The 20,965-nt window shown below is 42.3% G+C and carries 19 protein-coding genes; 3 read left to right on the top strand and 16 right to left on the bottom strand.

Going from position 1 to position 20,965, the window contains the following annotated elements; genetic code table 11:
• Window positions 1-80: 80 nt before the first annotated feature.
• From HMPREF9957_RS09540 to HMPREF9957_RS09525, 4 genes are read right to left on the bottom strand one after another with little or no spacing between them, the layout of a single operon-like run.
• Window positions 81-443, bottom strand: a complete 363-nt coding sequence (locus tag HMPREF9957_RS09540) for a TIGR02328 family protein (protein ID WP_001241804.1) — start codon at window positions 441-443, stop codon at window positions 81-83.
• Window positions 427-837, bottom strand: coding sequence for a YbgA family protein (locus HMPREF9957_RS09535; protein WP_000026182.1), 411 nt, complete (start codon window positions 835-837; stop codon window positions 427-429). Before HMPREF9957_RS09535 ends, HMPREF9957_RS09540 begins: the two co-directional genes overlap by 17 nt.
• Window positions 838-882: 45 nt before the next feature.
• Window positions 883-2,613, bottom strand: a complete 1,731-nt coding sequence (locus HMPREF9957_RS09530; RefSeq protein WP_000034974.1) for a DUF2075 domain-containing protein — start codon at window positions 2,611-2,613, stop codon at window positions 883-885.
• Window positions 2,614-2,628: 15 nt separating this feature from the next.
• Complete coding sequence (locus tag HMPREF9957_RS09525; protein ID WP_000843086.1) at window positions 2,629-2,958, bottom strand: MazG-like family protein; 330 nt, start codon at window positions 2,956-2,958, stop codon at window positions 2,629-2,631.
• A gap of 182 nt (window positions 2,959-3,140) precedes the next feature.
• Here HMPREF9957_RS09525 and HMPREF9957_RS09520 point away from each other — a divergent pair, with 182 nt between their 5' ends.
• On the top strand, window positions 3,141-3,758 hold the full coding sequence (locus HMPREF9957_RS09520) for a TVP38/TMEM64 family protein (protein ID WP_000076169.1): 618 nt from the start codon (window positions 3,141-3,143) through the stop codon (window positions 3,756-3,758).
• Window positions 3,759-3,800: 42 nt separating this feature from the next.
• Here the strand turns inward: HMPREF9957_RS09520 and scrK are convergent, their stop codons facing one another.
• From scrK to HMPREF9957_RS09505, 3 genes are all read right to left on the bottom strand, one after another.
• Complete coding sequence (gene scrK, locus HMPREF9957_RS09515; RefSeq protein WP_000164309.1) at window positions 3,801-4,688, bottom strand: fructokinase ScrK; 888 nt, start codon at window positions 4,686-4,688, stop codon at window positions 3,801-3,803.
• 148 nt (window positions 4,689-4,836) lie between these two features.
• The gene (locus tag HMPREF9957_RS09510; RefSeq protein ID WP_001064575.1) at window positions 4,837-6,723 is read right to left on the bottom strand and encodes a sucrose-specific PTS transporter subunit IIBC; all 1,887 of its coding nucleotides are present in this window, start codon (window positions 6,721-6,723) and stop codon (window positions 4,837-4,839) included.
• Window positions 6,724-6,840: 117 nt separating this feature from the next.
• Window positions 6,841-7,047 (bottom strand): hypothetical protein, encoded by a 207-nt coding sequence (locus tag HMPREF9957_RS09505; protein WP_004242645.1) that lies wholly within the window; start codon window positions 7,045-7,047, stop codon window positions 6,841-6,843.
• A 56-nt stretch (window positions 7,048-7,103) separates the two neighbouring features.
• Here HMPREF9957_RS09505 and HMPREF9957_RS09500 point away from each other — a divergent pair, with 56 nt between their 5' ends.
• Complete coding sequence (locus HMPREF9957_RS09500; protein ID WP_000455322.1) at window positions 7,104-8,558, top strand: sucrose-6-phosphate hydrolase; 1,455 nt, start codon at window positions 7,104-7,106, stop codon at window positions 8,556-8,558.
• Window positions 8,539-9,504 (top strand): LacI family DNA-binding transcriptional regulator, encoded by a 966-nt coding sequence (locus HMPREF9957_RS09495; protein WP_000226010.1) that lies wholly within the window; start codon window positions 8,539-8,541, stop codon window positions 9,502-9,504. The genes HMPREF9957_RS09500 and HMPREF9957_RS09495 overlap by 20 nt, the downstream gene beginning before the upstream one ends.
• A 188-nt stretch (window positions 9,505-9,692) precedes the next feature.
• Here the strand turns inward: HMPREF9957_RS09495 and HMPREF9957_RS09490 are convergent, their stop codons facing one another.
• The 9 genes from HMPREF9957_RS09490 to HMPREF9957_RS09450 all read right to left on the bottom strand — a co-directional run bounded on the left by HMPREF9957_RS09490 (window position 9,693) and on the right by HMPREF9957_RS09450 (window position 20,957).
• A complete protein-coding gene (locus HMPREF9957_RS09490; RefSeq protein ID WP_000704397.1) occupies window positions 9,693-10,967 on the bottom strand; it encodes a hydroxymethylglutaryl-CoA reductase, degradative in 1,275 nt (424 codons plus the stop codon).
• Window positions 10,967-12,139: a hydroxymethylglutaryl-CoA synthase gene (locus HMPREF9957_RS09485; protein ID WP_000151952.1), complete on the bottom strand. Its 1,173-nt coding sequence runs from the start codon at window positions 12,137-12,139 to the stop codon at window positions 10,967-10,969. The genes HMPREF9957_RS09490 and HMPREF9957_RS09485 overlap by 1 nt, the downstream gene beginning before the upstream one ends.
• Before the next feature lie 112 nt (window positions 12,140-12,251).
• The gene (locus tag HMPREF9957_RS09480; protein ID WP_000176928.1) at window positions 12,252-12,701 is read right to left on the bottom strand and encodes a threonine/serine exporter family protein; all 450 of its coding nucleotides are present in this window, start codon (window positions 12,699-12,701) and stop codon (window positions 12,252-12,254) included.
• 1 nt (window position 12,702) lies between these two features.
• On the bottom strand, window positions 12,703-13,461 hold the full coding sequence (locus HMPREF9957_RS09475) for a threonine/serine exporter family protein (protein ID WP_000392951.1): 759 nt from the start codon (window positions 13,459-13,461) through the stop codon (window positions 12,703-12,705).
• 114 nt (window positions 13,462-13,575) lie between these two features.
• Window positions 13,576-15,555 (bottom strand): serine/threonine-protein kinase StkP, encoded by a 1,980-nt coding sequence (gene stkP, locus HMPREF9957_RS09470; protein WP_000614505.1) that lies wholly within the window; start codon window positions 15,553-15,555, stop codon window positions 13,576-13,578.
• Entirely contained in the window at window positions 15,552-16,292 is a 741-nt protein-coding gene (locus tag HMPREF9957_RS09465; RefSeq protein ID WP_000406238.1) for a Stp1/IreP family PP2C-type Ser/Thr phosphatase, read from the bottom strand. The genes stkP and HMPREF9957_RS09465 overlap by 4 nt, the downstream gene beginning before the upstream one ends.
• Window positions 16,293-16,306: 14 nt before the next feature.
• Complete coding sequence (rsmB, locus tag HMPREF9957_RS09460) at window positions 16,307-17,620, bottom strand: 16S rRNA (cytosine(967)-C(5))-methyltransferase RsmB (RefSeq protein WP_004242664.1); 1,314 nt, start codon at window positions 17,618-17,620, stop codon at window positions 16,307-16,309.
• Window positions 17,613-18,548, bottom strand: a complete 936-nt coding sequence (fmt, locus tag HMPREF9957_RS09455) for a methionyl-tRNA formyltransferase (RefSeq protein WP_000163674.1) — start codon at window positions 18,546-18,548, stop codon at window positions 17,613-17,615. Before fmt ends, rsmB begins: the two co-directional genes overlap by 8 nt.
• A 12-nt stretch (window positions 18,549-18,560) precedes the next feature.
• Window positions 18,561-20,957 (bottom strand): primosomal protein N', encoded by a 2,397-nt coding sequence (locus HMPREF9957_RS09450; RefSeq protein ID WP_000951909.1) that lies wholly within the window; start codon window positions 20,955-20,957, stop codon window positions 18,561-18,563.
• Window positions 20,958-20,965: the final 8 nt, after the last annotated feature.

Below are 20,965 nucleotides of genomic sequence, written 5' to 3'. Positions count from 1 at the left end.
TTTAACTATATTTCAGTTAGACTGGCCAAACGCGTTATTAGTAATTCTTATAAGTGACTATGACTTGTTATTAGAAAAGACTATAGGTTGATTCCCTTCTCTCGGAGATTAGCCAGACACTCCTCATAGTAGGCGTCGTCATGTTCGCTATAGATAGGACTAGTCAACTTCTCCTCTGCTAAATCTTCATAGAGAGGACAGGTCTTACCTCGGTAGTTCTTGTCCAGCCACTCTTGACTGACATTATAGCCACGGTTAGCCATCTCCTCCATGATCAAGTCATGATAGGCATAGAGACGATAAGGCGAGTGGGTAAAGACATACTCCACCGTTGCATGCTTTCTGCCCCAGCCATTGCCACGCAGGGCACAACACTCTCGATGTTGCCCCAAGAGTTGAGGACGAGGAAGCTGTGAAATCAAAGCCTCATGCCAAAGTCTCATGGGAGTCTCCTTTCAGTAACGTTGAATGTTGCAAATAGGTATTTGGATAGCGATCAAGCAAGTCTCGAGTCTTAGTGATCAAGTCTTCCTTAGAAGCCTGACCAAAGCGGTAGCGATCCAGCAAGAGCATATAGTCCTTGCGCTCGGCATCTGTCGCTTTCTTTTTAAAATAGCCCCAAATATGCTGAAAGGCATTGCAAACCTGACCCCTGTGTTCTGGAATCTGACAGACACGGTCAATCATCTCCTGAACCTGACTCACCTCCACCTCTTCATTCTTTAGATACTGACGAATCTCATTGTAAATATTGCTGGAATGACTCAAAACTAGATATTTGTTTCTAGCCCAGAGTTGTTGGCAAAGAGCACGTTGGTTGTTATTCATAATTGACATTATACCATGTTTAGATTCATAAATATCTATTCCTACCTTATAATCTTATAAAATTGCCTTTTTTAAAGCCGCTTGAAGTTCTTCATCTACTGCGTAGATATAGAGTCCATTTACTCCTCTTGTAAGTAAAACATTTAATTCATTTTTTAAAAGATCTTCACCAAAATTTTTCATTTCACCATTTTCGAGTTTCCTATTTTGAACTGCCCCTTTATTTTTACTAGCAGAGATATCAAACTTAATTTTACCATCTCTATATTTAACCGATGGACCAATAATGACTCCAGCATAATTCAAATCAAAACCTTGCACAGTAAAAGTGGATCCTACTTCACCAATAGTTTGTGGTTGTTCAATCCAAGAAAGTTTAGAGTTTTTCCTATCCCTACTCAATTCTCTATTCCAAGGACAAGACCAGTCATCTATTTCCACACACCAATAATCTTTAGATTCAGGTTTAGATTGACTACTATATTCCCAATCATAAGTTGCTATTAACCTAGAAATCCCTAAATGACGATTCTCATCTTTTAATTTAATAGCATCCTGTAATTCCTTGGGAGAATTAAATATCTGGATATCATAGTTATTATCTTCTTTTAATTTGGTAATTTCTCTTTTATCAATAATATTTCTAATCCAACTAATTGTTGATTCACTAGCTTTTATACGCATTTGATTATTTAATTCAATTAAATTGCCAGACAGCCTCGCTTGATGCTGTAAAGTCAAAAATGAATCATCTACCCATATTTGAGATTTACTCATTATTTGATTATCATCGTACACTAAAACTACTACTTTCGATTTTGATAGTATATCCTTTAAATGATTACCACCTTGATAAGCTTGATTTTTTGCAGTCAAAAGTAAGTGTCCTTCGTCAATAACAACTATACCAGCATTAGCATCTTGCTTTTTTAGTGCGTTTAAAAACTGAGTTGGTTTCATAGCAACATCAAGGGTTGAACCACTCTTCCATTCAAGCTTTTTCTCTATTTCTTTATAGACACTCAATTGATCATCATGATTAACAACCAAATTAATTGCATTATTTTCTCTTAGGAAATCCGTGTCATCAGAATTTAATAGATCATCGATTAAAGAACTCATCAAAACAGTTTTACCAGCACCAGCTTCTCCTTTAACCAAGATTAAAGTTCCAAACTCGTTCTTACTAAGTGCTGATGTAATTTTAAAAACGATTTCATTTTTCGCTTTTAATTGCTCATTGGTTAATTTATGAAATGGGGAAGATTTAAAAATTGCAGAATTTCTAACAATACTTTCTGCTGGAAATAAATACTTATTTTTCTTATTTAACGAACTCCAAATTTTGGTAAAAATCTCATCAAGCTCATCAGAAGTATAATATTTATTTTGAGGATTCCCTCGTCTGTTTTGAACATTTGAAACATTATCAACACTTAATAAATACAACATTAGTCTATTCTCAATATCTAGTGTCAAAGACTTATTAAAGTGATGATGACCTATAACAAACATTTTAGTAGTATTTGATTTTGAAAATTTAGTCCAATCTTCTCTAATTTCACCTAAATGTTGATTTGTACGACGTACAATATCTGTTGTTTCACCTACATAAACACTATATCCATCAGAATTTTTATCATTTACAATATATATAGTCGGATACTCAAACAATAGTATCTTGTTTTCATCACGAAAACTGATTTTTAAAGTTTCCTGTAAAGTGTCTAATGAACCACTTTCATATTTTACTTCTTCAATTACTGGTTTCAATATTTTACTCATATCAGTTACTCAACACTATAATTCAGTATATTTTTTATTATTCCCCTTACTTAATTTAACAGGATATTTCGCTTTATTTTTTTCTAATTTTTCTTCAATAATTTGTTCTATATCCAGTTGTAAATTATCAGCTAACATCATTGAATATATTAGCACATCCGCTAGTTCTTCTTTAATTCTTTCGAGAGAATTTGTTGTAACTTCTTCAGGCTGCTTCCATTGGAACAATTCTAGAAGTTCACTAGATTCCAGCAAAATAGAAATAGCTAAATCTTTTTCATTGTGAAATTTTCTCCAATCCCGATCATCCCGAAATTTATTAATTTTCTCTATTGTTGATTTCATTTATTTTCTCCAATATCAATTTACTTATACACATTATATCATGAAACCCGTTCTTAAATTTTATAATTGGAATAAAATTAGGTTTAAATTCTTGAAATTCCCTCTAATCCCAAAACAATCCTTTCCCCCTTTCTCCTCCAAAATATGGTATAGTAGAAATATACTATCTATGAGGAGTTTACATGTCACAGGATAAACAAATGAAAGCTGTTTCTCCCCTTCTGCAGCAAGTTATCAATATCTCATCGATTGTCGGTGGGGTTGGGAGTTTGATTTTCTGTATTTGGGCTTATCAGGCTGGGATTTTACAGTCTAAGGAAACCCTCTCTGCCTTTATCCAGCAGGCAGGCATCTGGGGGCCACCTCTCTTTATCTTTTTACAGATTTTACAGACGGTCGTCCCTATCATTCCTGGGGCCTTGACCTCGGTGGCTGGCGTCTTTATCTACGGTCACATCATCGGGACAATCTACAACTATATCGGCATCGTGATTGGCTGTGCCATTATCTTTTATCTGGTGCGCCTCTACGGAGCTACCTTTGTCCAGTCTGTCGTCAGCAAGCGCACCTATGACAAGTATATAGGCTGGTTGGATAAGGGCAATCGTTTTGACCGTTTCTTTATTTTTATGATGATTTGGCCCATTAGTCCAGCTGACTTTCTCTGTATGCTGGCTGCCCTGACCAAGATGAGCTTCAAGCGCTATATGATCATCATCGTTCTGACCAAACCCTTTACCCTCGTGGTTTATACCTACGGTCTGACCTATATTATTGACTTTTTCTGGCAAATGCTTTGACATGTAAAAAATCCGTTTGGTTTCCCAAGCGGATTTTGTGCTTTATTTTGAAACTTCTTTTGCAAGGACAAAGTTCCCAAGGGTGGCAGAACCATTTCCTGCGACTGCTGGCGTCACGATATAGTCACGCACATCTGGTACTGGTAGGTAGCCGTTGAGAAGAGCTGTAAATTTTTCACGGACACGGTCCAGCATGTGTTGTTGAGCCATGACCCCTCCACCAAAGACAATCACGTCTGGGCGGAAAGTCACTGTCGCATTAACCGCAGCTTGGGCGATGTAGTAGGCTTGAACATCCCAGACAGGGTTGTTGAGTTCAATGTTTTCCCCACGAACACCTGTACGAGCTTCCAGACTTGGACCAGCTGCATAGCCTTCCAGACATCCCTTATGGAAAGGACAAACACCCTTAAACTCTTTTTCAATATCCATTGGGTGTCTAGCCACATAGTAATGACCCATTTCAGGATGACCCACACCACCGATAAACTCACCACGTTGGATGACACCTGCACCGATACCTGTACCGATTGTGTAGTAAACCAAGTTTTCGATACGACCACCAGCATTGTTACGGGCAACCACTTCACCATAAGCAGAGCTGTTTACGTCTGTTGTGAAGTACATTGGCACGTTGAGGGCGCGACGAAGGGCACCAAGCAAGTCCACATTTGCCCAGTTCGGTTTTGGAGTTGTTGTGATAAAGCCATAGGTTTTTGAGTTTTTATCAATATCAATCGGACCAAATGAACCAACTGCAAGACCAGCAAGGTTGTCGAATTTTGAGAAGAACTCAATAGTTTTATCGATTGTTTCGATTGGAGTTGTTGTTGGAAATTGTGTTTTTTCTACAACGTTAAAGTTTTCATCACCGACAGCACAGACAAACTTTGTACCGCCCGCTTCCAAGCTTCCATATAATTTTGTCATGATAAACCTCTTGTTTTTATTTTCTTTATTATAGCATATTTCGAAAGTCTAAATTTCTCTATTTTTTAGATTTTCCTCTGTAAATCTTACCATTCAAGCAAAAACGAACAAACATGTCATTTGTTCGTTTTCATTTAGCTAGGAAAGATTAAGCTTTCACTTCGATAAGAGCATCCCCCTTCGCAACTGAACCTGTTGCGACTGGAGCTACTGAAGAGAAGTCAGCTGTGTTTGTAACGATAACCATTGTTGTATCATCAAGACCAGCTGCAGCGATTTTGTTTGAGTCAAATGTTCCAAGAACATCGCCTGCTTTCACCTTGTCACCTTGGGCAACTTTTTGTTCGAAACCTTCACCGTTCATTGTTACAGTGTCGATACCAACGTGGATCAAGACTTCAGCACCATTAGTTGTTTTCAAACCAAAGGCGTGTCCTGTTGCAAAGGCGATTGAAACTTCAGCATCAGCTGGTGCATATACCACACCTTGACTTGGTTTCACAGCGATACCTTGTCCCATAGCTCCACTTGAAAAAACAGGGTCATTAACATCAGCAAGAGCGACAACATCACCGACGATAGGAGTTACAAGTGTTTCATTTCGAAGAGTTGCTGGAATGTTACCAGTTGTTTCTTCTTGGACCAAACGTTCTGTCTCTACTTCAGTAGCAACTTCTTTTTCATCCTCATAACCAAACATGTAAGTAAGAGCAAAACCAAGTGCAAATGATACAGCTACCATAAGAAGGTATAGTGGAAGTTGTCCATTACCTGCATAAAGCATTGTACCAGGGATGATAGTGATACCACTACCAGTACCAGCAAGTCCAAGGATTGAAGCCAATCCACCACCGATTGCACCAGCAATCAATGAAAGGAAGAATGGTTTACGGAAACGCAAGTTCACCCCGAAGATAGCAGGCTCTGTAATACCGAGGAAGGCAGAAAGAGCAGCTGGGAAAGCAAGTGTTTTCAGTTTTGGATTTTTAGTTTTAACACCAACCGCAACAGTCGCAGCACCTTGGGCTGTCATAGCCGCAGTGATGATCGCGTTGAATGGATTAGCATGGTCAGCAGCAAGCAATTGCACTTCAAGCAAGTTGAAGATGTGGTGCACACCTGACACGACAATCAATTGGTGAACCCCACCAATCAAGAAACCACCAAGACCAAATGGCAAGCCAAGAATTGCTTTTGTACCAATAAGGATGTAGTTTTCAACAACGTGGAAGACTGGTCCGATAACAAAGAGTCCAAGGATAGACATGACCAAAAGTGTCACGAATGGTGTTACCAAGAGGTCAATGACATCTGGAACAACCTTGCGGACAGCTTTTTCAAATTTAGCTCCGACAACCCCGATGATGAAGGCTGGAAGAACAGAACCTTGCAAACCAACAACAGGGATGAAACCAAAGAAGTTCATAGCTGTTACTTCACCACCTGAAGCGACTGCCCAAGCGTTTGGAAGTGAGCCAGAAACAAGCATCATACCAAGAACGATACCAACGGCAGGATTTCCACCAAATACACGGAAGGTTGACCACACAACCAAACCTGGCAAGATGATAAAGGCTGTATCTGTCAAGATTTGAGTGTAAGTTGCAAAGTCACCTGGAAGTGGCATTTCAAGAGCGTTGAAAAGACCACGCACACCCATAAAGAGACCTGTCGCTACGATAACTGGGATGATTGGAACAAAAACGTCACCGAAAGTACGGATAGCACGTTGGAACCAGTTCCCTTGTTTCGCAGCTTCTGCTTTCATGTCATCTTTAGATGATGTTGGCAAACCAAGCGCAACAACTTCATCGTACATTTTGTTTACTGTACCAGTACCAAAGATGATTTGGTATTGACCTGAGTTAAAGAAAGCACCTTGAACTTTTTCCAAGTTCTCAATCACTTCTTTATTGATTTTTCCTTCATCTTTGACCATGACACGAAGACGAGTCGCACAGTGAGCTACACTGTTGACATTTTCACGTCCGCCCAAGGCATCGATGACTTTTTTTGCAATTTCCTGATTGTTCATTTGCAAAAATCTCCTTATATAAAATTTTGTTATTGTTTGAAAGCGATTTTATTCGCCCTACGACTATTATTTTATCATGTTTTAGAAATATGTCAAGCGTTTTGCAGAAAAAATATTCTATCCACTTAGTAAGCTCGCTTTAGATTGATTGATTTTGACTGTTTTAGCAGGTGTTCCTTGAAAAAATAAGTTTAAAATCATGATTAAAGCGGCTTTGATTTTATTATCTTTCATATTTTTGTAAAAAAATGATTGATTTTCTGCTTTTAATTTGTGGTAAACGTTTGACAGTTTTTTCTCTTTTTTAACATAAAAGGCTTGCATTTTTTATCGAAAACGGTTACTATTAGAAGTGATAAGATTTTTGGAGGAATGAATGAATGGAATGGACAACTGAGCGTCGTTACAGACTTTATCAAGATTGGACGCAAGAAGAAATTCAACATATAAAAGAAAATATGGCACAATCTCCATGGCATACTCATTACCATGTTGAGCCAAAAACAGGACTTCTAAACGACCCAAATGGCTTTTCCTACTTTGATGGGAAGTGGGTTGTTTTTTATCAAAATTTTCCTTTTGGTGCAGCCCACGGTTTGAAATCTTGGGTGCAGTTGGAAAGTGAGGACTTGGTTCACTTCACAGAAACTGGAGTCAAAGTTTTGCCTGATACTCTATTAGATAGCCACGGTGCCTACTCTGGTTCTGCCATGCAGTTTGGCGATAACTTGTTCCTATTCTATACAGGAAATGTCCGCGATGAAAACTGGATCCGTCACCCTTACCAGATTGGAGCTTTGATGGATAAGGATGGCAAGATTACAAAGATTGACAAGATTTTGATTGACCAACCAGCAGACTCTACTGACCACTTCCGCGACCCGCAAATTTTTAACTTCAAGGGCCAATATTATGCCATCGTCGGTGGACAGGACTTGGATAAAAAAGGCTTCGTCCGTCTCTACAAGGCTGTAGACAACGACTATACAAACTGGCAAGCCGTTGGCAACCTTGACTTTGCTAACGACCGTACTGCCTACATGATGGAATGTCCAAATCTGGTCTTTGTAGGGGAACAACCTGTCCTTCTCTACTGCCCACAAGGATTGGATAAGAAAGTTCTAGACTACGATAATATCTTTCCAAATATGTATAAGATTGGGGCTTCCTTTGACCCTGAAAATGCTAAAATGGTAGATGTATCTCAACTTCAAAACATGGACTATGGTTTCGAAGCCTATGCAACTCAAGCCTTCAACGCTCCTGACGGACGTGCTCTAGCTGTTAGCTGGCTTGGCTTGCCAGATGTTTCTTACCCATCTGACCGTTTTGACCACCAAGGAACCTTCTCTTTGGTCAAGGAACTCACTATCAAAGACGGCAAACTCTACCAATACCCAGTCGCAGCTATCAAGAACCTTCGTGCTTCTGAAGAACCTTTCTCAAACCGTGCCCAAACCAAGAACACTTACGAACTTGAACTCAACTTGGAAGCTAATAGCCAGAGCGAGATTACCTTACTTGCTGATCAAGAAGGAAAGGGACTTTCCATCAACTTTGACCTTGTAAATGGTCAAGTGACAGTGGATCGTAGCCAGGCTGGTGAACAGTATGCCCAAGAATTTGGAACAACTCGCTCTTGCCCTATCGATCATCAGGCTACTACTGCTACAATCTTCATCGATAACTCTGTCTTTGAAATTTTCATCAATAAAGGAGAAAAAGTATTTTCTGGTCGTGTCTTCCCACATGCGGACCAAAATGGTATCCTCATCAAATCTGGAAATCCAACTGGAACTTACTATGAATTAGATTATGGTCGCAAAACTAACTGATGTCGCCAAACTTGCAGGCGTCAGTCCTACTACCGTTTCTCGGGTTATCAATAAAAAAGGGTATCTATCTGAAAAAACCATTCAAAAGGTTAATGAAGCCATGCGAGAACTGGGCTATAAACCCAACAACCTAGCTCGCAGTCTACAAGGAAAATCAGCTAAGTTAATCGGCTTGATTTTCCCAAATATTTCCAACGTTTTCTACGCAGAATTGATTGATAAGCTGGAACACCAACTCTTCAAAAATGGCTACAAGACCATCATTTGCAACAGCGAGCATGACTCTGAGAAGGAACGCGAATACATCGAAATGTTGGAAGCTAATCAGGTGGACGGCATCATTTCGGGTAGTCACAACTTGGGAATCGAAGACTACAATCGTGTGACGGCGCCGATTATTTCCTTTGACCGAAATCTGTCACCAGACATTCCAGTCGTCTCCTCTGACAACTATGCTGGTGGAGTTCTCGCAGCCCAGACCTTAGTCAAGACAGGTGCCCAGTCCATCATCATGATTACAGGGAATGACAATTCTAATTCGCCAACTGGACTACGTCACGCTGGCTTTGCATCTGTTCTCCCCAAAGCACCTATTATCAATGTTTCCAGTGACTTTTCTCCTGTCAGAAAAGAAATGGAAATCAAGAATATCTTGACCCGTCAAAGACCAGATGCCATCTTTGCTTCAGATGACTTAACAGCTATTCTGGTCATTAAAATCGCTCAAGAACTGGGCATTTCTGTCCCGAAAGAGCTTAAAATCATCGGCTATGATGGGACCTACTTTATCGAGAATTACTACCCTCAACTGGCTACTATCAAGCAACCCTTGGAAGAGATTGCCTGCCTCACTGTTGACCTACTCTTGCAAAAAATCGAAGGCAAGGACGTGGCAACAACAGGCTACTTTTTACCAGTTACCCTATTACCAGGAAAAAGTATTTAATACTCAATGAAAATCAAAGAGCAAACTAGGAAGCTAGCCACAGTTTGCTAAAAGCACTGCTTTGAGGTTGTAGATAAGACTGACGAAGTCAGTTACATATATCTACGGCAAGGCGAAGCTGACGTGGTTTGAAGAGATTTTCGAAGAGTATAAGCACAAGAAAACTCAGACCGATCTGTCTGAGTTTTTTATGATCTTAAATTTTCGAGATAGCGCTGGGCTGTCTCTAAATTAAAGGTTTTCTCTGCGATCAGACGCTCAACTAGGGGAGCTACCTCGGATTCACTAGCACCTGCTAGAAGTGCCAAGGATTTGGCCTGCAATTTCATGTGGCCTTGCTGGATGCCTGTACTGACCAAGGCTTTGAGTGCCGCAAAATTTTGGGCAAGTCCGATAGAAACGATAAGCTGGGCTAATTCTTTGGCAGAAGGATTTCCCAGTAGTTCATGACTGAGGGCTACACGAGGGTTGAGGCCGATAGAGCCTCCCTTGGTCGCCACAGGCATGGGCAGGGTAAGCTCACCGACCAATTCTTCTCTTTCAAGGTCCAGCGTCCAGCGACTGAGACCTTGAAAGTGCCCGTCTCGACTGGCAAAAGCATGAGCTCCCGCCTCAATGGCACGCCAGTCATTACCAGTGGCAATTAAAATGGCATCAATACCATTAAAAATCCCTTTATTGTGAGTAGCAGCTCGATAAGGATCAGCCTGTGCAAACTGACTAGCCAAAGCAATTTTCTCCGCAATTTCTCGTCCTTGATCCTTTTGGCGACTCAAGTAGCGAAAGGCGAGGCGACAGCTTGCAGTCACCAGAGAATCGGTCGCGTAGTTGGACAGGATTCCCATAAGACTCTGTCCTTGACTCAGTTCTTCTAAGACTGGTTTCAAGGCTTCCAGCATGGTGTTGAGCATATTAGCACCCATGGCTTCCTGGGTATCGACATGAAGATAAACGACGAGAAAGTCTGTTTCACCTTTGATCTGCTCTATATGCAAATCACGCACCCCACCTCCACGTTTAACGATAGAAGGATAGGCTTGATTGGCAAGCTCCAAGAGTTCTGCTTTCTTGCTGGCAATCTTCTCTTGCGCTTGTTCAGGTTCAACAACTTGATAAAGGGCCACCTGCCCAATCATCTGACGCTCATGCACTTGAGCAGTAAAGCCACCTGCTCGCTTGATGATTTTGCTGGCATAACTGGCCGCAGCAACCACAGAGGGCTCTTCTGTCACATAGGGAACTGTGTACTCCTGACCATTGACAAGAACCTCTGGAACCAGCGAATAAGGCAGAGAAAAAGTCCCCACCACATTCTCACTCAGCTGGTCTGCCACAGTCACACTCATCTGTTCATCCTGCTCCAGACTCGCTTGTCTCTCAGGACTAAGGAGCGCCTGAGCTTTTAACAGCTCGAGGCGCTCTTGGTATGATTTTTTAGAAAATCCATTCCAACTTATCTTCATTATTTTTCAACCTTGCTATAACGGCGTTGGTGGTCAACAATTTCAACCAAGGCAAAATCTTGATTTTCATAGCCAGCAAACTGGGTAGAATTTGTTTCATCTAAGTCTACTTCCTCAAAGAAGACTTTTTCATAGTCTGCAACGGATAGGGCAGTTCGTTGGTTGAGCTTATTCAAACGATCTTTATCCAAATAAGCTTCATATCCTTCAACCAATTCACCACTGAAGAACTCAGCCACAGCACCACTTCCGTAACTATAAAGGGCAATTTTATCACCAGCCTTCAAGCTATCTGTATTTTCCAAGAGAGACAGAAGCCCAAGGAAGAGAGAACCTGTATAGATATTCCCCACCTTCTGACTGTAGAGAATAGACTGGTCAAAATGCTTTTGCAAGAGGTCTTTTTTCTCTTGAGGCAAGTTCTTATCCATGATTTTTTTCAAGCCTTTTAGCGCTAATTTAGGATAAGGCAAGTGGAAGCAAACAGCTGCAAAATCATCCAAAGTAAGCTGGTAGCGTTTTTGGTATTCAAGCCAAGTCGTTTTCAAACTATCTAGGTATTGTTGGGTAGAATAGACACCATTTACATAAGGAGTTGTTGAGTAATTTGGACGCCAGAAATCCATGATGTCACGAGTTTGAGCCACATTGTCATTATTAAAGGCCATCATGCGTGGATTCTGTGTAATCAACATAGCCACACTTCCGGCACCCTGAGTGGGTTCTCCTGGAGTTTCAATACCGTATTTGGCAATATCGCTAGCAATAACCAAGACCTTGGACTCTGGAGAATTTTCCACATGCAGTTTTGCATAATGAAGGGCCGCTGTCGCCCCATAGCAAGCTTCTTTAATCTCGAAACTACGAGCAAAGGGCTGAATGCCCAGCAAGCCATGCACAAAGACCGCCGCAGCCTTACTCTGGTCAATTCCTGACTCGGTAGCCACAATGACCATATCGATTTCTTGTCTTTCTTGCTCAGTTAAAATAGAGTCACTAGCACTGGCGGCCAAGGTCACGATATCCTCAGTTAGAGGCGCAATACTTAATTCCTTGAGTAAGAGTCCTTTGCTTAATTTTTCAGGGTCAATTCCCCTCGCTTCTGCTAAGTCTTGTAATTTCAAGACATATTGACTGGTCGCAAAACCAATCTTATCAATACCGATTGTCATATTTACCTCTGTTTTATCATTCATGTAAAAAATCGTTCAGTACTATTTTATCACAAATGGCAATAAAAGAGAGAAAAAAGACTTGATTCACCAAATCAAGCCTCTTATGAATCTAACTTTTATGCTGTTTTCGTAAGTAAGAATAAAGTCTGAGAATCACTGTTCCGCTAGCCATTCCAATGGAAATGACCAGAGCCAGCATGACAACCAAGGTCGCACTTGCCAGCGCTTTATTATAGTCCCCTGTCACAAAAAAGGCAGTTGTCCGATAGGAGAGATAACCCGGAACCAAGGGTGCCAAGATGGCTAAGATAAAGACTACAGCAGGAGTCTTATAAAGAATACTCAAAATCTGGCTGACACAAGAACCGATAATGGCCGCAATGAAGGTAGCAACAATGACATTGGTCGGTTCCTTGAGCAAGAGATAAATTAGCCAGACAGCCATGCCCAAAATCCCTCCAGGTAAGAGCATAGAGCGTTGCACATTGAGTACGATTAAAAAAGTGATAATGGCAAGAAGACTTGCCACTGCTTGTAATAAAAAGGTTGTTAGTGTCATATTAGTTCATCAATACCAAGGCGACAGAAGTTCCTGCCCCTAAAGCAAGGGTAATGAGCAGGGATTCAAACATCTTGCTCATACCAGAGTTTATGTGGTTAGTCATAATATCACGAACCGCATTAGTCAAGGCAATCCCTGGTACAAAAGGCATGACCGCACCAGCTATAATCAAGTCTGCCGTTGAAGGAAAGCCTGTGTAGCGAGCCCAAAACTGGGCAATCATTCCAAAGACGAAGGCCCCAGCAAAGGCCGTCACAAAGGGAATTCGGATAAACTTCTCCACATAGAGGGAAAAGGCAAAACCAAATAAGGTCGCCACTCCTGCCCCAAGTGCGTCATAGATATTTCCACTAAACATAACCGAAAAGAAAGGAGCACTAAGGGTCGCGGCCAGAGTTACCTGCAACTTAGTATAGGGAAGGGGCTGGGCTTGCAAGGCCTTCAATTGCTTGAAGGCTGTCTCTAAATCAATCCGCCCCCCAACCAGCTGACGAGAAATCTGGTTGACATCGCAGACTTTTTCGATGTTATAAGAAGAGGAAGTCACGCGTTTCATTCGCGAAATATTGGTATTTTCAATAGAGAAAAAGATAGCGGCAGGCATGGCAAGAACATTGCAATCCACAATCCCCTGCGAATGCGCAATACGGATCATGGTATCTTCTACACGATGAATCTCTGAGCCACTTTTGAGAAGAATGGTTCCAGCTAACATAATCACATCGATGACGGCATTTAATTCTCTTGATTCTTCCATGCTTTCCTCCTTTTATCAACTCCCTCTATTCTATCACAAATCCGGACTCAAAAAAAATCTTTGCCACGAAATCATGACAAAGATTGATTACTTATTTTGATTATCCATCTGATTTTAAGGAGTAGCTGAACTTGTTTTAGGTTTGTAGATTGAAATCTTGACCCTTGTCTTATTGAGGTCTACCTTTTCACCTGCTCTAGGACTTTGTTCAACAACCATACCTCCTGCACTACCTGCAGGCGCTGTCGTCACTTCTACCACTTCTATATTAGCTTCCTTAATCCCAACAATTTGAATCAAATTATTCTTAGTAAACTCCAAGCTGGAACCAATGTAGCTCGGCATGGCAACACTTGTAACTTTTTTAGCTACTGTCAAGACGATTTGAGTAGGTTTACTCAAATCATAAAGGATACCTGCACCTGGATTTTGTTTCATAATCGTTCCTGGTTCGCTTTCGCTGGACTCTTCTTCCTCTATCTTAATCAAATTCTCAGGAACCTTCTTCTGCTTGAGTTCTGAGATTACTTCTGTAGAGTTCCGTCCAATATAGTTCCCTAATTGAATCGTCGTAGCTTTTTTAGCTACTGTCAAGACGATTTGAGTTGCCTTGCTTAAGTCATAGGTCGTACCTTCTGGTAGACTTTGTTTCATGACCGTTCCAGCCTCACTCTCCTTGGACTCTTCTTCCTCAATTTTAATCAAATTATCTGGAACTTTTTTCTCTTTTAATTCCGCAATGACATCAGAGGATTTCCGGCCGACATAATTACTAATTTGGAAGGATTGTTTGCCTGATGAGACAACCAAATTGATTTTCGTCCCTTCTTTTCGACCAGTTCCAGCACCAGGATCTGTACGGATAATCCGCCCCTCTTCCACCTTTTCACTAGCCTCTGACTTCTCCTCGCCAATCTCAAAATTGGCTTTCTTGAGTGTTTCCTTGGCCTCCGCAACTGTCTGACCTGCCACATCTGGAATGGCAATAGTTGCAGGAGTTTTGGATAGTATCCAAATAAGAGAAGCTGCCACCAATACAATGCTGGCCAAAAAAATCAGGTAACGCATCTTAAATCTACGTTTTTTCGATACTTGTGGTTGGTAAGTTTCCTCTGTCACAGCATGGCTTGGTTTTTTGATTGGTTTGTGTTCTGTCTGCGCTTGAACCTTAGGAATCGAAGTCAAGGTGCTCTGGGATACTTTTGGTAGAGTCTTGGTATCTGCCTTAGTCGCATCGTCAAAGACCAGCTTTGGTTCATTACGACGATTATAAGACAAACTACTAGACAAATCCACATACATTTCAGCAACTGATTTATAGCGATCTGTCAATTTCTTAGCAGTTGCCTTGATAACAACATTCTCCAAAGCCTGGGGCACAGATGGATTCTCAGCAATAACGGACGGCAGTGGTTTTTGGAAATGTTGGAGAGCGATGGTCACCGCACTATCTCCATCGTAAGGGATATGACCTGTCAGCATCTCATAAAAAATAATCCCCATTGCATAGATATCACTTTGTACAGTCGCCTTCGAACCACGCGCCTGCTCTGGTGACAAGTAATGAACTGAACCCAGCATCGAGTTAGTCTGAGTCAGACTCGTCTCAGCAAAGGCTACTGCAATCCCAAAGTCTGTAACCTTGACAGTCCCATCTGGTGTCAAGAGGATGTTTTGAGGTTTCAAGTCCCGGTGAACAATTCCTCGAGTATGGGCTAAGCGCATGGCTAGGAGGATTTGTCCCATGATACGGACGGCTTCTTCATTAGAAAGAGGATAATGTTCCTTGATATAGCGTTTCAGGTCAAGTCCAGCCACATACTCCATAGCGAGGTACTGTTGACCGTCTTCCTCGCCAATATCTGTTATCCGAACGATATGAGGATGGTCTAAATCTGCCATAGCTCTCGCTTCACGCTGAAAACGAGCTACAGCTATCGGGTCTGTCTGGTAGTTGGTTCTCAGAACCTTCACTGCCACTTCTTCCCCGTCTAGAATCAAATCTTTGGCCAAGTAAACATCTGCCATGCCTCCTCGACCAATCTGTTTGATAATCCGATAGCGTCCGGCAAAAATCTTGCCGATTTGGATCATTCTGCATCCTCCTCGTTCATAGAAACAAGGGCAACCGTAATGTTGTCTAAGCCTCCTGCATTGTTAGCAAAACGAATAAGTGTCTCCGTTTTATCTGCTAAAGGAATATCACTGGTTACAATATCACGAATCTCACTGCCTGAAATCATGTTGGTCAAGCCGTCACTATTGAGCAAGAGATAGTCGCCTGACTCAAGGATAACTGTCCCAAAATCAGGCTGAATTTCATCTTTTTGACCAATAGACTGGGTGATAATATTTTTTTGCGGATGAGCTTCTGCCTCTTCTGGTGTCAATTGACCAGCCTTGAGCAATTCATTGACCAAAGAATGGTCGCTCGTCAACTGATGGTATTCTTCTCCACGAATCAAGCCGATACGCGAATCACCGATATGAGCATAGATAGCTTGATTGCCAATAATAGCAAGGACTTCCAAAGTAGTTCCCATGCCTCTGTAAGCTTCATCCTGACCAAGCTGGTGAATCTTTTGATTTTCAATTTCTAGGTAATGGGCGAACCATTCACGCACTTCATTGACTGTATCGATTTGGGTATCGACCCAAGCTATACCTAGGTCTGTTACCGCCATTTCACTAGCGATATTCCCTGCGCGATGACCTCCCATCCCATCAGCTAAAATAATCATGGTACGCCCAGCTCTATTGACATAGTGGTTGACATAGTCTTGGTTATTTGTCCGTTTCTGACCAACATCTGTTAATAATGAAATTTCCATGTGTCAGTTCCTTCCTAATCCGATATCTTGCGAAATTGACTGATGAAGAATCCATCACTTCCATACAATTCAGGTGTAATGAGGATACAGCCGTCTTTCATGATATCCTTACATTCATGTTCTAGTCTTACCTGCTCGAACTCAGGATGACTTTCTAAAAACGCCTCAACGACTTGAAAATTCTCCTCTGAGACAATAGTACAGGTACTATAAGTTATTATACCACCTTTGCCTAGTGTTTGACAAACACTACCTAATATTTCTAGCTGAATTTCCTGTAAGGACGCGAAATCTGCCGTTTCTTTATTGTATTTGATATCTGGTTTTCGGCGCAAAAGACCGATTCCTGAACAGGGAGCATCCACCAAAATCTTATCAAATGAATCCTGACCAAAAAACTCATGTACCTTTCTGGCATCCAATTTTTGCCTTTGAACCCGATCTGCAACTCCCAGACGTTGGGCATTTTCTTGGATTAAATCCAACTTGTGATCGTAAAGGTCCAGAGCAGTAACCTGACCTGTCGTAAGATAAGAGGCTATATGGGCTGTTTTCCCACCTGGAGCCGCACAGGCATCAAGCACTCGCTCATCACCTTGTAAATCAAGCGTCGGAGCAACCAGCTGACTGGACTCGTCTTGGATGGTAATGGCTCCCTCCGCAAACAAATCATGGCCTGCAAAATGCCCTTGCTCCTTAACCAGACCAGTGGTTGCTAAAAGGGAATTATTCGCCTCTAACAAGGCTTGAATTTCCTCTTTTCGGCTTAAGTCAGTCACTCGGATGCTAGCCTTGTTGCGCACTAAGAGACTTTCAAAGATAGCTTGTGCTCGCTCTTCTCCGTATTCTTCCTTGAGTTTGGTAACTAGCCAAACTGGGAGAGAATAGGCAATGGAATCACGCTTGTTTTTTCGTTTGATGCTAGCAATATCTGGCCAGCCTTCACGCAAGATACGGCGAAGGACGGCGTTGACCAATTTTTCGCTACCTTTTTTACGGACTTTGGCCAATTCCACTGCTTCATTGACCACAGCATGATCTGGAATCTTGTCCAAATAGCGGAGTTGGTAGGCACTCATGAGGAGAAGGACGTAGAGCCAGCTGTCTAACTGATCTCTGTCTTCGATAAAGTGGGATAGGTACCATTCCAGAGTCAGTTTACGGGCTACCGTTCCATAGACCAGCTCGGTCGCCAAACCCTTGTCTGCTGCTGAAAGTTGGCTTCCCTTGAGATGCTTATTTAAGGCAATATTTGAGTATGCTTGATTGATAAAGACATCCTCTAATACTGCTAGGGATAAACTTCTAGCCGTTTCTACTTTAGTCACCAAATCGTTCTCCTACAGTCAATGTACGTCCAACTCCGTTGAGGAAGGAAGCAATGTCCATCTTAGGCTTACCAGCTGGCTGCACTTGTTTGAGGGATAAAGCCCCTTCAGCCGTTGCGACAATCAATTCTTTCTTGCCGATAGAGAGGATTTCTCCTGGATTTCCCTGACCTTCTACTGGTAGAGCTTCATAAATCTTAAAGCGGTCGCCCTTAAGGAAAGTATGGGCAACAGGCCACGGATTCATTCCACGGATTTGGTTAAAGAGTTGACGATTGGTTTTATTCCAGTCCAGTTTTTCTTCTTCTGGCTTGATATTTGGCGAGAAAGTAACCTGACTTGGATCCTGCGCTTCAGGTTTGATATCACCAGCAATGTAGCCAGGCAAAGTATCCAAAAGCAAATCACGACCAACTAGCGCCAATTTCTCAAACAAGGTGCCGACATTGTCCTCATCCGTAATCGGAATACTACGACGAGAAATCATATCTCCTGCATCCATTTCCTTAACCATCTCCATAATGGTCACACCAGCTTCCTCATCCCCTTGAATCAAGGCATAATGGATAGGCGCACCACCACGGTGTTTAGGAAGGAGGGAGGCGTGAACATTGACAGCAAAGTCCATGCTATCAAGGAGTTTACTTGGGAGAAACTGCCCAAAAGCAGCTGTCACAATCCCATCCGCTCCTAGCTTCATAATAGCTTCCATCTCTGGACTTCCAGATAGTTTTTCAGGTTGATAAATAGGAAGTCCTGCTTCCTTGGCAGCTTGTTTAACTGGGGTTTCTTGGATCACTTTTTTACGGCCGACAGCACGGTCTGGCTGGGTTACAACAGCTAGAATTTCGTAACGGTCATCTGTCAAAAGTCCTTTTAAGACTGTTGCTGAAAAGTCGGGTGTCCCCATAAAGATTAGTTTTGTCATATCTTCTCCTTCTTATAAAAATTGCTGTGGCTCATGGTCAATGCTGAGACGGAGCTCACTATTTTCCCGTTCTTGAGTCAAGGCCAAGACCTGGTTGAGAGTCGGCCCCAGCTCATCTTCTAAACGGTATTTAATTAAAATCTGGTAATGGTAGAGGTTGTGAGTACGAGCGATGGGCTTGGGCGTCGGCCCAAGGATGTTACTGGTTTCTGACAAACCTGACCGCAAAATATTCATCACTTCATAAGCACGTTTGACAACCTCTTCTTCTTTTTTATGAGAAAGGGTAATGCCAATGGTGAAATAGTAAGGCGGATAACCAAGTTGTCGTCTGATTCCCATTTCATAAGCGTAAAAGCCTTCGTAGTCCTGATCCTTGGCAAATCGGATAGCGTAGTGCTGAGGATTGTAAGACTGGATTAAGACCTGACCTGCTTTTTCAGCCCGACCTGCTCGACCTGCCACCTGAGTCAAGAGCTGGAAGGTTCTCTCAGAAGAACGGAAATCAGGCAGATTCAAGGATGTATCGGCATTGAGAACTCCGACCAAAGTCACATTTGGAAAATCCAATCCCTTGGCGATCATCTGAGTACCTAGTAAAATATCTGCTTCCCCTCTACCAAATTGGTCAAGGAGAGCTTGATGACTACCTTTCTTACGAGTCGTGTCCACATCCATGCGCAGAATGCGAGCCTGGGGAAAAAGTTCTGCTAGCTCGTCATAAGCCTTCTGAGTTCCCGTCCCGTAGTAACGAATGCTTCGGCTCTTACAGTTAGGACAGACCTGAGGAATATCCTTCGAGAAACCACAATAATGGCAGTTCATAGTCTTGGTATCCATATGCAAGGTCAGAGAAATGTCACAGTTGGGACAAGTATCCACCGTTCCACACTCTCGACACATGACAAAGCTAGAATAACCACGGCGATTGAGCATGAGAACTACCTGCTCTTTTTTAGCTAGACGGTCCTGAATAGCTTCTAACAAAGGTGGCGTAAAGTTTGACGTCTCATTTTGTCCGATATAGTCCCGAAAGTCAATCACTTGAACCTCAGGGATCCTAGCTAAAGGATTGGCGCGTTGGGTCAGACGTAAATGTTGATAAACGCCTTTTCCAGCTCGCGCACGGCTCTCTAAGCTCGGCGTTGCAGAACCAAGGACTAAAGCCGCTTGATTATACTGAGCCCGTAAAATAGCAACCTCTCTGGCATGATAACGGGGATTACTGTCCTGCTTATAAGTCGCTTCATGCTCCTCATCAATAATCATGACACCCAGATTTTTCAGAGGAGCAAAGATGGCAGATCTGGCACCCACAACAACTTGAGCGTCTCCACGCTCGACCTTGCGCCATTCATCATACTTTTCACCATTAGACAAGCCTGAGTGAAGAATGGCCACCTTGTCCCCAAAACGTGCTATAAAACGCTCCGTCATTTGCGGAGTCAAGGAAATCTCAGGCACCAGCAAAATAGCTGTCTTGCCCTTGTCCAAGGCCCCTTGGATAATCTGCAAGTAAACCTCGGTCTTCCCACTTCCTGTAATCCCTTGAAGGAGGAAGGGAGGCTGATGACTGCCAATCGCACTGACAACCGCATCACGCGCCTGTCTTTGTTCTGGATTTAACTCCAAAGGTCGACTTGTCTCAATACCTTCAAAATAAGCAGCCGAGCGTTGAACTTCCTTTTGGACTATGGTCACAGCACCTTGTTCCACAAAGAAGTTGACTTGGTCCCGCGAATAGGACTCTAACAAACTAGCCAAGGAAGCACTCTCAGGATGAGACAGCAAGTAATCTCTCAATTCCAACTTTTTCTTGGCACGTGTAGAAATCTCTACTCCTTCTAATTGAGCAAGATGAACCTCATACCAAGACTGGGTCTTGACTTTCTTTTGATCGACTGCCTGATACTCCAGACCAAGCAGGCCTTTTCTAGTCAGTTGCATCATTTCAGCTTGTTTGGCAAGGTCTAGTGAAGAAAAGGCAAGCGAATTTTCTGAACCAAACAAGCGCTCTCTGTCTTCCTGACTCAGACCTGCCTTAGGATAGAGAATTTTGTCATAGCTGGAGTTCAGAAACCCTGGTAACATAGCCTTGAGAATAGAGATTTTGTAGGAGAAGACAGATTTACGTAACTCCTCAGCCAGCCAGAGTTGTTCTTGCGTGAGAACAGGAGAAAAATCCAGCACCTCCGCAATATCTTTTAAATCTTGATTAGCCTCTTCTTCATCTGGTTGGGACTCCAAACCAAGAACAATCCCTTGAATCAGGCGATTGCCCTTACCAAAGGGAACATGAACCCGCATCCCAACTTCAAGCATTCCCTCAAATTCCTCCGGAATCCTGTAACTATAGGGCTGGTCCGTCTGCATCAAGGGCACATCCACGATAATTTTAGCTATAGCCATCTTCTCAC

The organism is Streptococcus mitis SK1080, assembly GCF_000220085.1.
Taxonomy (GTDB): Bacteria; Bacillota; Bacilli; order Lactobacillales; family Streptococcaceae; genus Streptococcus; species Streptococcus mitis_K.
This window is presented reverse-complemented; position numbering and strand designations above follow the sequence as displayed.

Excerpts from the sequence above, each read along its gene's own strand:
- HMPREF9957_RS09540 (WP_001241804.1), bottom strand. The coding sequence starts at position 443 with ATGAGACTTTGGCATGAGGCTTTGATTTCACAGCTTCCTCGTCCTCAA.
- HMPREF9957_RS09535 (WP_000026182.1), bottom strand. The coding sequence starts at position 837 with ATGTCAATTATGAATAACAACCAACGTGCTCTTTGCCAACAACTCTGG.
- HMPREF9957_RS09530 (WP_000034974.1), bottom strand. The coding sequence starts at position 2,613 with ATGAGTAAAATATTGAAACCAGTAATTGAAGAAGTAAAATATGAAAGT.
- HMPREF9957_RS09525 (WP_000843086.1), bottom strand. The coding sequence starts at position 2,958 with ATGAAATCAACAATAGAGAAAATTAATAAATTTCGGGATGATCGGGAT.
- HMPREF9957_RS09520 (WP_000076169.1), top strand. The coding sequence starts at position 3,141 with ATGTCACAGGATAAACAAATGAAAGCTGTTTCTCCCCTTCTGCAGCAA.
- scrK (WP_000164309.1), bottom strand. The coding sequence starts at position 4,688 with ATGACAAAATTATATGGAAGCTTGGAAGCGGGCGGTACAAAGTTTGTC.
- HMPREF9957_RS09510 (WP_001064575.1), bottom strand. The coding sequence starts at position 6,723 with ATGAACAATCAGGAAATTGCAAAAAAAGTCATCGATGCCTTGGGCGGA.
- HMPREF9957_RS09505 (WP_004242645.1), bottom strand. The coding sequence starts at position 7,047 with ATGCAAGCCTTTTATGTTAAAAAAGAGAAAAAACTGTCAAACGTTTAC.
- HMPREF9957_RS09500 (WP_000455322.1), top strand. The coding sequence starts at position 7,104 with ATGGAATGGACAACTGAGCGTCGTTACAGACTTTATCAAGATTGGACG.
- HMPREF9957_RS09495 (WP_000226010.1), top strand. The coding sequence starts at position 8,539 with ATGGTCGCAAAACTAACTGATGTCGCCAAACTTGCAGGCGTCAGTCCT.
- HMPREF9957_RS09490 (WP_000704397.1), bottom strand. The coding sequence starts at position 10,967 with ATGAAGATAAGTTGGAATGGATTTTCTAAAAAATCATACCAAGAGCGC.
- HMPREF9957_RS09485 (WP_000151952.1), bottom strand. The coding sequence starts at position 12,139 with ATGACAATCGGTATTGATAAGATTGGTTTTGCGACCAGTCAATATGTC.
- HMPREF9957_RS09480 (WP_000176928.1), bottom strand. The coding sequence starts at position 12,701 with ATGACACTAACAACCTTTTTATTACAAGCAGTGGCAAGTCTTCTTGCC.
- HMPREF9957_RS09475 (WP_000392951.1), bottom strand. The coding sequence starts at position 13,461 with ATGGAAGAATCAAGAGAATTAAATGCCGTCATCGATGTGATTATGTTA.
- stkP (WP_000614505.1), bottom strand. The coding sequence starts at position 15,555 with ATGATCCAAATCGGCAAGATTTTTGCCGGACGCTATCGGATTATCAAA.
- HMPREF9957_RS09465 (WP_000406238.1), bottom strand. The coding sequence starts at position 16,292 with ATGGAAATTTCATTATTAACAGATGTTGGTCAGAAACGGACAAATAAC.
- fmt (WP_000163674.1), bottom strand. The coding sequence starts at position 18,548 with ATGACAAAACTAATCTTTATGGGGACACCCGACTTTTCAGCAACAGTC.
- HMPREF9957_RS09450 (WP_000951909.1), bottom strand. The coding sequence starts at position 20,957 with ATGGCTATAGCTAAAATTATCGTGGATGTGCCCTTGATGCAGACGGAC.